This is a genomic window from Spirillospora sp. NPDC046719 (assembly GCF_040645715.1).
Taxonomy (GTDB): Bacteria; Actinomycetota; Actinomycetes; order Streptosporangiales; family Streptosporangiaceae; genus Spirillospora.
Genome location: NZ_JBEYYT010000329.1, coordinates 2,165 through 11,023, shown reverse-complemented (window position 1 = coordinate 11,023; position 8,859 = coordinate 2,165). Strand labels below are relative to the sequence as shown.

The window sequence follows — 8,859 nt, the reverse complement described above, 5'->3', positions numbered from 1 at the left end:
CCCCCGCCACGAGGTCGTCGAGCGGGGTGCCGGTCGGGAACACCGCGGCGGCGCCCGCCTCGCGCAGGCGCGGGACGTCGGCGGCGGGCACGGTGCCGCCGACGATCACGGTGATGTCGCCGGCGCCCGCGGCGCGCAGGCCCTCGACGGTGCGGGCGGTGAGCGCCAGGTGCGCGCCGGACAGGATGCTGAGGCCGACGACCGCGACGTCCTCCTGCAGCGCGATGGCCACGATGTCCTCGACGCGCTGGCGGATGCCGGTGAACACCACCTCGAAGCCGGCGTCGCGCAGCGCGCGGGCGACCACCTTCGCGCCGCGGTCGTGGCCGTCCAGGCCGGGCTTGGCGATCAGGACGCGGGCCGGCATCAGAACACCACCGGCTGCTGGAACTCGCCCCAGACCGCCTTCAGCGCAGCGACCATCTCGCCGACCGTGCAGTAGGCGCCGGCGCAGTCGATCAGGGGTCCCATCAGGTTGTCCTCGCCTTCGGCCGCGCGCGAGAGGTCGGCGAGCCGGGCGCGGACGGCCGCGGGATCGCGCTCCGCCTTCACCCGCGCGAGCCGTTTCAGCTGCCGGTCCCGGCCGGCCGCGTCCAGTTCGTAGGCGGCGATCTCGGGCGCCGGTTCGTCGGAGGCGAACCGGTTGACGCCGACGACCGGCCGGGCCCCCGACTCGATGTCGCGCTGGATCCGGTACGCCTCGTCGGCGATGAGGCCCTGCAGGTAGCCGTCCTCGATCGCGCGGACCATCCCGCCGTGCCGGTCCAGATCGTCCATGATCTCGACGATGCGGGCCTCGGTGGCGTCGGTGAGCGCCTCCACGAAGTAGGAGCCGCCGAGCGGGTCGGCGACCCGGGCGACGCCCGTCTCGTGGGCGAGGATCTGCTGGGTGCGCAGCGCCAGCGTCGCCGACTCCTCGCTGGGCAGGGCGAACGGCTCGTCCCACGCGGCGGTGAACATCGACTGGACGCCGCCGAGCACCGACGCCATCGCCTCGTAGGCGATCCGGACGACGTTGTTGCGCGCCTGCGGCGCGTAGAGGGAGGCGCCGCCGGCGACGCAGCCGAACCGGAACATCGACGCCCGGTCGGTGGCGGCCCCGTAGCGTTCCCGGACGATGGTCGCCCAGCGCCGCCGTCCCGCCCGGTACTTGGCGATCTCCTCGAAGAAGTCGCCGTGCGTGTAGAAGAAGAACGACACCTGCGGCGCGAACTCCTCGATCGTCATCCGGCCGCGCTCGACGACGGTGTCGCAGTAGGTCACCCCGTCGGCGAGCGTGAACGCCATCTCCTGGACGGCGTTGGCGCCGGCGTCGCGGAAGTGCGCGCCCGCCACCGAGATCGCGTTGAACCTCGGCACCTCCGCCGCGCAGAACTCGATGGTGTCGGCGATCAGCCGCAGGGACGGCTCGGGCGGCCAGATCCAGGTGCCGCGCGAGGCGTACTCCTTGAGGATGTCGTTCTGGATGGTGCCGGTGAGCTTCGCGCGCGGCACCCCCTTGCGCTCGGCCGCCGCCACGTAGAACGCCAGCAGGATCGCGGCGGTCCCGTTGATGGTGAAGCTGGTGCTGATCCGGTCCAGCGGGATGCCGTCGAACAGGATCTCGGCGTCGGCCAGGGTGTCGACGGCGACGCCGACGCGGCCGACCTCGTCGCCCACCTCCGGGTCGTCGGAGTCGTAGCCGCACTGGGTGGGCAGGTCGAGCGCCACCGAGAGGCCGGTGCCGCCCTGGTCGAGGAGGTAGCGGTAGCGGCGGTTGGACTCCTCCGCGGTGCCGAACCCGGAGTACTGCCGGAACGTCCACAGCCTGCCCCGGTAGCCGGAGGCGTGGTTGCCGCGGGTGAACGGGAAGCGCCCCGGTTCGGGCGGCGCGGCGCCCGCGTCCGCCGGGCCGTAGACCGCCTGGAGGGGGATGCCGGACGAGGTCCGCGGGGAGTCCGTCTGCGTGGGGTCGTTCATCGCCGGATGCGGGCGCGTCAGACGGACATCAGGCGGGCCAGGTTGCCGCCCATGATCTTGGCCTGGTCGGCCTCGGACAGCTTCCCGAGCGCGTCGACGTAGCTGACCGGGTCGGCCAGCCCCTCCGGGTGCGGGTAGTCCGAGCCGAACAGCACCCGCTCGACGCCGATGAGGCCGGCGAGGTCGGCCATGTCCTCCTCCCAGAACGGGCTGACGTGGATGTTGCGCTTGACCGCCTCGACCGGGTCCTCGGTGAACGCCTCCGGCGCCTTCTTGCGGACGTCGGCGAGCTGGTCCAGCAGCGGCGGCAGCCAGGACGAGCCGTTCTCGATGACCGCGATCTTCAGCTCGGGGAACCGCGACAGCAGGCCGTGGCACGCCATCGACCCGACGGCGTCGGTGACCGGCCGCCACTCGGCCAGCATCCGGAAGGCGTTGGTCTTGAACGGCAGCATCTCGGCGCCGTGGCCCTCCCAGTCGTTGGCGTACCGGCTGTAGCCGCTGTCGGAGGAGTGCATCCCGACCAGGACGCCCTCGTCGACGATCCGCTTCCAGAACGGGTCGAACTCGGGGAGCGCGAACGACCGCGGGCCCCGGTAGCCGGGGACGGGCGCGGGCCGGATCAGCACGACCTTCGCGCCGCGCTCCAGGCACCAGTCCAGCTCGGCGATCGCCTTCTCCACGATGGGCAGGCTGATGACCGGGGTGGTGAAGATGCGGTCCTTGTAGTTGAAGGACCAGGTCTCGTGGAGCCACTGGTTGAGGGCGTGGACGACCACGTGGATGAGGTCGGGGTCGTCGCGCATCCGCTCCTCGATGAGGCTGGCGAGCGTGGGGAACATCAGCGTGCGCTGGATGCCCAGCTCGTCCATCAGCTCCAGGCGCGGGCCCGGCTCGCGGAAGGCGGGGACGGAGCGCATCGGCTCGCCGAAGATCTCCCGCTTGCTCTTGCCCTCGGGGTTGCCGTGCCGGAAGTAGTCCTCCATCGCGCCCGGCCGGGCGACGACGTCGAAGGTGGGGTTGGGGATGTACTCGCTGATCTGGCCGCGGATCGCGATCTTGGTGCGTCCGTCCACCTGGACGTACCGGATCGCGCCCGCGTACCGCTTCGGCAGGTACCGGGTCAGCGCGTCCTGCGTCTCGTACAGGTGGTTGTCGGCGTCGAACAGCGGATACGGCAGCGCACGCGTCGTCATCGAGATCCTCCTTTACCGATAGCGAGAATATTATTCTCACTATCCGCACATCGCAATGTCCCGGCGGAGCACGAACTTCTGGATCTTGCCGCTGGCGGTGCGCGGGAAGTCCTCGACCGCGTGCAGCTCCTCCGGCCACTTCTGCCGGGCCAGCCCCACCCGCTCCAGGTGGTCGCGCATCTCCTCAAGGCTGGGCGCCGTATGCCCGGAGCGCAGGCGGAGCACCGCCGCGGCGTGCTCGCCGAGCCGCTCGTCGGGGCTCGGCTGCCTCGAACCGCCGCGGAGCCGTCCCGTCACCGACGCCATGGCCTGGGAGTTCTGGTCCGGGACGCTCCCGCACGGCGGCGCGCCCGCCAGATGGTTCTGCACCCGGACGGCCTACGCCGACGGCGGGCGGGCCGGCGCGTCCATGCTCGTCGCCGACCGGCCGCACGACACCGGCCCCTGCGACGCGCGGCGCCCGGTGTCGGGCACCTGGTGGCAGTCGCCGTCGGGCCGCTGGTACTTCCTCGCCGCCGCCGCGTCCGGGCTCGTCCCGCGGGTGCGGGGGGCGCTCGGCCCCGCCACGACCGATCACCGGCTGCTGGTCGCCCGGCCGGAGCGCGGCCCGAACGTCCCGGTCGCGGTCACCGCCGCGTCCCGCTGAACGGGGCCGGTCAGAACCCACTTACCGCGATCGGGCACACTAGGGTGACCGAACGGGATTCAGCGCCGGCCGCGGGGGGACCGCCCCGGGAACCGGCCCCCGGCGGAGACAGGTGGGACCGAAAGGGGCTGCAGATGGGCAAGGGGCCGCTCTCCGGAGTGCGCGTGGTCGAGCTGGCCGGGATCGGGCCGGGGCCGTTCGCCGCGATGCTGCTCGCCGATCTCGGCGCCGACGTCATCCGGGTCGACCGCCCGTCCGCGGTGCGGGACGCCGCCACCGGCGGCACCGACTTCAGCAACCGCGGCAAGCGCTCGATCGCCATCGACCTCAAGAGCGAGAAGGGCAAGGACGTCGTGCTCCGCCTCGTCGAGCGGTCCGACGTCCTGATCGAGGGCTTCCGGCCCGGCGTCACCGAGCGCCTCGGCCTCGGCCCGGACGACTGCCTCGCCCGCAACCCCCGCCTCGTCTACGGCCGGATGACCGGCTGGGGCCAGGAGGGCCCGCTGGCGCAGACCGCCGGCCACGACATCGGCTACATCGCCATCACCGGCGCGCTGCACGCCATCGGCCGCGCCGGCGGCCCGCCGCAGGTCCCGCTGAACCTGCTCGGCGACTTCGCCGGCGGCAGCATGTACCTCGTCGTCGGCGTCCTCGCCGCGCTGCTGGAGGCCAAGACCAGCGGGCGCGGGCAGGTCGTCGACACCGCCATCGTGGACGGCGCCGCCCACCTGTCCACCTTCATCCACGGCTTCCTCGCGGGCGGCATGTGGGAGGACCGGCGCGGCGTCAACTTCCTCGACACCGGCGCCCCCTGGTACGACGTGTACGAGACCGCCGACGGCGAGCACATGGCGGTCGGCGCGATCGAGCCCCAGTTCTTCGCCGAGTTCGTGCGCCGCCTCGGCGTCGACACCGAGGACCTGCCCGACCAGCAGGACCGCGCCCGCTGGCCCGAGATGCGCGAGCGCTTCGCCGCCGCGTTCAAGGCGAGGACCCGCGACGAGTGGACCGAGGTCTTCGTGCCCAGCGACGCGTGCGTGGCGCCCGTCCTGTCGATGAACGAGGCCAAGGAGCACCCCTTCAACACCGCCCGCGACGTCTTCCCCGAGCGCGCCGGCCACCGCCAGCCCGCCCCGGCGCCGCGCTTCTCCCGCACCGCCACCGACACCGACGGGCTACCCGTCCTGCCCGGCGGCCAGACCCGCGCCGTCCTGGAGGACCTCGGCTTCGACGACATCGACGCCCTCCTCGCCGACGGCGCGGTCGCCCAGGCCTGACGCCCGCGCCTGGGAGGGCGCCCGGGCGGGCGCCCTCCGGGGGTGTCAGCGCCTTTCCTGCCGGGAGCCCCGCCGCAGGGTGATGGACATGACGTCGCTGGGGCCGTCCAGTTCCAGGCGGTGCCAGCGGCCCCGGGGGACGATCACGGCGCGGCCCGCCGGGAGCCGGACCATCTCCTCCTCGCCGCCGGGCTCCTCGGGGCGGAGGTACATGCGGACTCCGCCGCCGGCCAGGCAGCAGACCGCCTCCTCGGCCGCCGGGTGCACCTCCCAGTGGTCGGCGTGGACGTCCGCGTCGGTCTCGACGTGGAACGCCGCCACCTGCCACCCGCCGTCGTCGGTGGTCATCCGGCGCTCGCCGCTGCGCACCGCGCCGTCCGGGTGGAAGGTGAGGGCGAGGGCGAAGAGGTCGATCGGCTGCGTCATGACGGTGTTCCTTCCAGTCGGTTCTCCGCCGGAGCGGCGGACGGTACGGGCGCGGACCGCTCCCGGCGGGGGAGGGCCAGCGCGACGAGCGCGGCCACCAGGAACAGGGCCGCGGACACGGTGAGGCTCAGGGCGTAGCCGCCGTTCAGCGCGGCGGGGGAGGCCGCGTCGCCGGTGCGGTGCGCGGCGACCGTGGCCAAGGCGGCCAGGCCGACGCAGCCGCCGAGCTGGCGGGAGCTGTTGAGCAGCCCCGACGCCGTCCCGGCCTCCCTTGCGGCGACCCCGGTGGTCGCTGCGGCGGCGACGGGCGCCAGCACGAGCCCGATACCGAGGCTGCAGACGACGGACGGCCCGAGCACGTCGGTGAGGAAGCCGCCGTCCGGGCTGATCCGGGTGAACCAGGCCAGCCCGGCGGCGGCGAGCAGGCTGCCCGGCACCAGCGCCGCGCGGGGCGAGCGGCTCCCGGCGACCCGCGTCGCGAGCAGCGTGCCGAGCACGACGCCGGCCGAGAACGGCAGGAAGGCCAGGCCCGTCTCGGCGGCGCCCATGCCGAGCACCTGCTGCATGTAGAGGGAGACGAAGTAGAACGCGGCGAACTGGCCCGCCGCCGCCAGGAAGACGATCACGTTCGCGCCCGCGACCCAGCGGTTGCGCAGCAGGCCCAGCCGCACGAGCGGCGCGCGGACCCGGGCCTCGACGGCGACGAAGGCCGCGAGGAGCAGGGCGGCGCCGCCGAGGCAGGCGAGGGTGGCCGGGTCCGACCAGCCGACGGCGTCGGTGCGCACCACGCCGACGACCAGCAGCCCGAACCCGGCGGTCGCCAGCACCGCGCCGGGCACGTCCATCCGCTCGCGGGCGCCCGCGCGCGCTTGGGCGGCGACGCCCGCCGGGACGAACGCGAGGGTGAGCGCGACGAAGGGCAGGTTGACGAGCATCACCCAGCGCCAGCCCGCGTACTCGGTGAGCACGCCGCCCGCGAGGACGCCGAGGGCGCCTCCCGCCGCGTTCATCGCGCTCCACACGCCGAGGGCGCGGACCCGCGCGCGGCCCTCGGTGAACGTGGTGGTCAGCAGGGCGAGCGACGCCGGGGCCGCGGCGGCGGCGCCGAGACCCTGGCCGGCGCGCGCCGCGACGAGCTGCCACGGCGCCTGGGCGAGCCCGCCGGCGAGCGAGCACAGCCCGAACACGGCGAGCCCGAGGACGAACATCCGGCGCCGCCCGTACAGGTCGCAGGCCCGGCCGCCGAGCAGCAGGAACCCGCCGAAGGCGAGCGCGTAGACGTGGACGACCCAGGACAGGCCGACCGGTGCGAAGCCGAGGGCGGTCCTGATCGCCGGGAGCGCGACGTTCATCACCGCCATGTCCAGCGCGAAGACGAACTGGGCGACGCAGGCCGCCGCGAGCACCGCCCAGGGGCGTTCTTTTTTGTACATGTATAAAAACTAACCGGCGGCGGGCCCGGCTGTCGAGTCCGCGATGATGGGGGCATGCCGCAACCGTCCGCCCAGCGGGGCAGGCCGCCCCGGATCTCCCGCGCCGAGATCGTCGAGACCGCGCGCCGGATCGTGGACGAGGAGGGCGTGGACCGGCTGACGATGCGCCGGCTGGCCAAGGAGGTCGGCAGCACGCCGATGGCGCTGTACCACCACGTCCGCGACAAGGAGCAGCTGCTCGTCCTGCTGCTGGACGACTACGCCGCGCGGATGGCGCGCGAGCCCGACCTGCCCGCCGATCCCCGCGAGCGGGTCGTGGCGGCGGCCGCCGCGATCCGGGAGACGCTCGCCGCGTGCCCCTGGATCGCGGAGGTGCTCACGGCCGACGACCTGATGTCGCGGTCGGCGCTGTGGTTCGTCGAGCAGATCCTGGCCGGTCTGGAGGAGAGCGGGTTGAGCCCCGAGCGGGCCGTCCACGCCTACCGGGCGATCTGGTACTACACCGCCGGGGAGATCATCGTGCGGGCCGCGGCGGCGCGGCGCCGGGCGGGCGACGAGCGGCCGACCTACCGCGAGCGGGTGTTCGCCGACATCGACGCCGCCGAGCTGCCCCGCCTCGCGCGGGTCGCGGACCGCTGGGCGGCGCTGACCGCGCAGGACACCTACGCCGACGGCCTGCGCGCGCTGGTCGACGGGCTCGTCGGCGCGCCTTAGCCCCGGGCGCCGCCGCGTTACGCGCACGGCGCCGCCGCAGGGGCGCGCACGGCCGGGCCGCGGTTCGCGCACGGGCACGCCGCAGGTCGGAGGGCATGCGGGCGGCCCGGGTTGTGAGCCGCCTGACAATTCCTCCGGGCCAAGTGGCGAGTCCTGCTACAAGACCGCGCGGAAACGCGGCCGTACCTTGTCACCACCTCAGCTGATCCGCGCGGCCGCACCCACCCCCGATCTCACGACGATCCGCGGCCGGGGCCCCGCACTCGCCTTCGCGGGGTTCCGGCGCCGTTTCGGCGTGCCCGCTTCCAGGGAGATGAACATGCGTTTCAGGCGACTCAAGTCCTGGGCCGTCATCGCCGCGGCGATCCCCACCGCCCTCGGGCTGTCCGCCGTGGCCGCGCCCGCGGCCCACGCGGAGACGAGCCCGGACGGCGCCAACGACTGGAACTGCAAGCCGTCGTTCCTGCACCCGCGTCCGGTGGTGCTGGTGCACGGCACATTCGAGAACATGGCGTTCAACTGGCAGAAGCTCTCGCCCGCGCTGAAGAAGGCCGGATACTGCGTCTACGCGCTCAACTACGGCGGCGCGCAGGACGCCCCCATCCAGGGCACCGGTGAGATCGCCGCGTCCGCGGGCCAGCTGTCGGCGTTCGTCGACAAGGTGCTGGCCGCGACCGGCGCCTCGAAGGTCGACATGGTCGGGCACTCCCAGGGCGGGATGATGCCCCGCTACTACCTGAAGTTCCTCGGCGGCGCGTCGAAGGTCAACAAGCTGATCGGGATCGTGCCGTCCAACCACGGGACGAACCTGGACGGGCTGGTGGAGCTCGGCAGCCTGCTCGGCATCACGCAGGCGGTGGTGAAGGCCGCGCCGGCGGCGGGCGAGCAGATCACCGACTCCGACTTCCTGAAGAACCTCAACGCGGGCGGCGACACGGTGCCCGGCGTGCAGTACATCGTGCTGTCCACCAAGTACGACGAGGTCGTCACGCCGTACACCTCGGAGTTCCTGAACGGCTCCAACGCGCAGAACGTGCTGCTGCAGGACAAGTGCGCGAACGACACCAACGCGCACGTGGGCATCGCGTTCGACCCGGTCATGATCAAGTTCGTGGAGAACTCGCTCGACGTCTGGGGCCCGTACTGGCCCATCGACTGCGGCAACCCGCTCGGCTGACGTTCCCGGAGAGAGGCGGCGCCCGGCGGTC

General features: G+C 73.4%; 10 protein-coding genes. 4 read left to right on the top strand and 6 right to left on the bottom strand.

The features are described from left to right. The 4 genes from ABZ914_RS37425 to ABZ914_RS37410 form a co-directional block, all read right to left on the bottom strand. Nucleotides 1-367: cobalamin B12-binding domain-containing protein (locus tag ABZ914_RS37425; protein WP_500199114.1), on the bottom strand; the 367-nt coding region annotated here is incomplete at its 3' end. Next, nucleotides 367-1,959 carry a methylmalonyl-CoA mutase family protein gene (locus tag ABZ914_RS37420; RefSeq protein ID WP_500199113.1) on the bottom strand — a complete coding sequence of 531 codons (1,593 nt, stop codon included), beginning with the start codon at nt 1,957-1,959 and terminating at the stop codon, nt 367-369. The genes ABZ914_RS37425 and ABZ914_RS37420, both read right to left, overlap by 1 nt. Before the next feature lie 17 nt (nt 1,960-1,976). Continuing rightward, nucleotides 1,977-3,155 (bottom strand): amidohydrolase family protein, encoded by a 1,179-nt coding sequence (locus tag ABZ914_RS37415; protein ID WP_500199111.1) that lies wholly within the window; start codon nt 3,153-3,155, stop codon nt 1,977-1,979. 39 nt (nt 3,156-3,194) lie between these two features. Further along, nucleotides 3,195-3,461, bottom strand: coding sequence for an AMP-binding enzyme (locus ABZ914_RS37410; RefSeq protein WP_500199109.1), 267 nt, complete (start codon nt 3,459-3,461; stop codon nt 3,195-3,197). Between ABZ914_RS37410 and ABZ914_RS37405 the strand changes: the two genes are divergently transcribed. Then, nucleotides 3,460-3,801, top strand: coding sequence for a hypothetical protein (locus ABZ914_RS37405; protein WP_500199108.1), 342 nt, complete (start codon nt 3,460-3,462; stop codon nt 3,799-3,801). The genes ABZ914_RS37410 and ABZ914_RS37405 overlap by 2 nt on opposite strands. 134 nt (nt 3,802-3,935) lie before the next feature. Next, entirely contained in the window at nt 3,936-5,078 is a 1,143-nt protein-coding gene (locus tag ABZ914_RS37400; protein ID WP_500199106.1) for a CaiB/BaiF CoA transferase family protein, read from the top strand. Between the two features lie 45 nt (nt 5,079-5,123). On the opposite strand, the gene ABZ914_RS37395 is transcribed toward ABZ914_RS37400, so the two are convergent. Next, a complete protein-coding gene (locus ABZ914_RS37395; protein WP_500199105.1) occupies nt 5,124-5,504 on the bottom strand; it encodes a cupin in 381 nt (126 codons plus the stop codon). Then, nucleotides 5,501-6,937 carry an MFS transporter gene (locus tag ABZ914_RS37390; RefSeq protein ID WP_500199104.1) on the bottom strand — a complete coding sequence of 479 codons (1,437 nt, stop codon included), beginning with the start codon at nt 6,935-6,937 and terminating at the stop codon, nt 5,501-5,503. The genes ABZ914_RS37395 and ABZ914_RS37390 overlap by 4 nt, the downstream gene beginning before the upstream one ends. A gap of 54 nt (nt 6,938-6,991) precedes the next feature. On the opposite strand from ABZ914_RS37390, the gene ABZ914_RS37385 reads away from it, so the two are divergent. Continuing rightward, on the top strand, nt 6,992-7,651 hold the full coding sequence (locus tag ABZ914_RS37385) for a TetR/AcrR family transcriptional regulator (protein WP_500199102.1): 660 nt from the start codon (nt 6,992-6,994) through the stop codon (nt 7,649-7,651). A gap of 319 nt (nt 7,652-7,970) precedes the next feature. Then, nucleotides 7,971-8,828, top strand: coding sequence for an esterase/lipase family protein (locus ABZ914_RS37380; protein ID WP_500199099.1), 858 nt, complete (start codon nt 7,971-7,973; stop codon nt 8,826-8,828). Nucleotides 8,829-8,859: the final 31 nt, after the last annotated feature.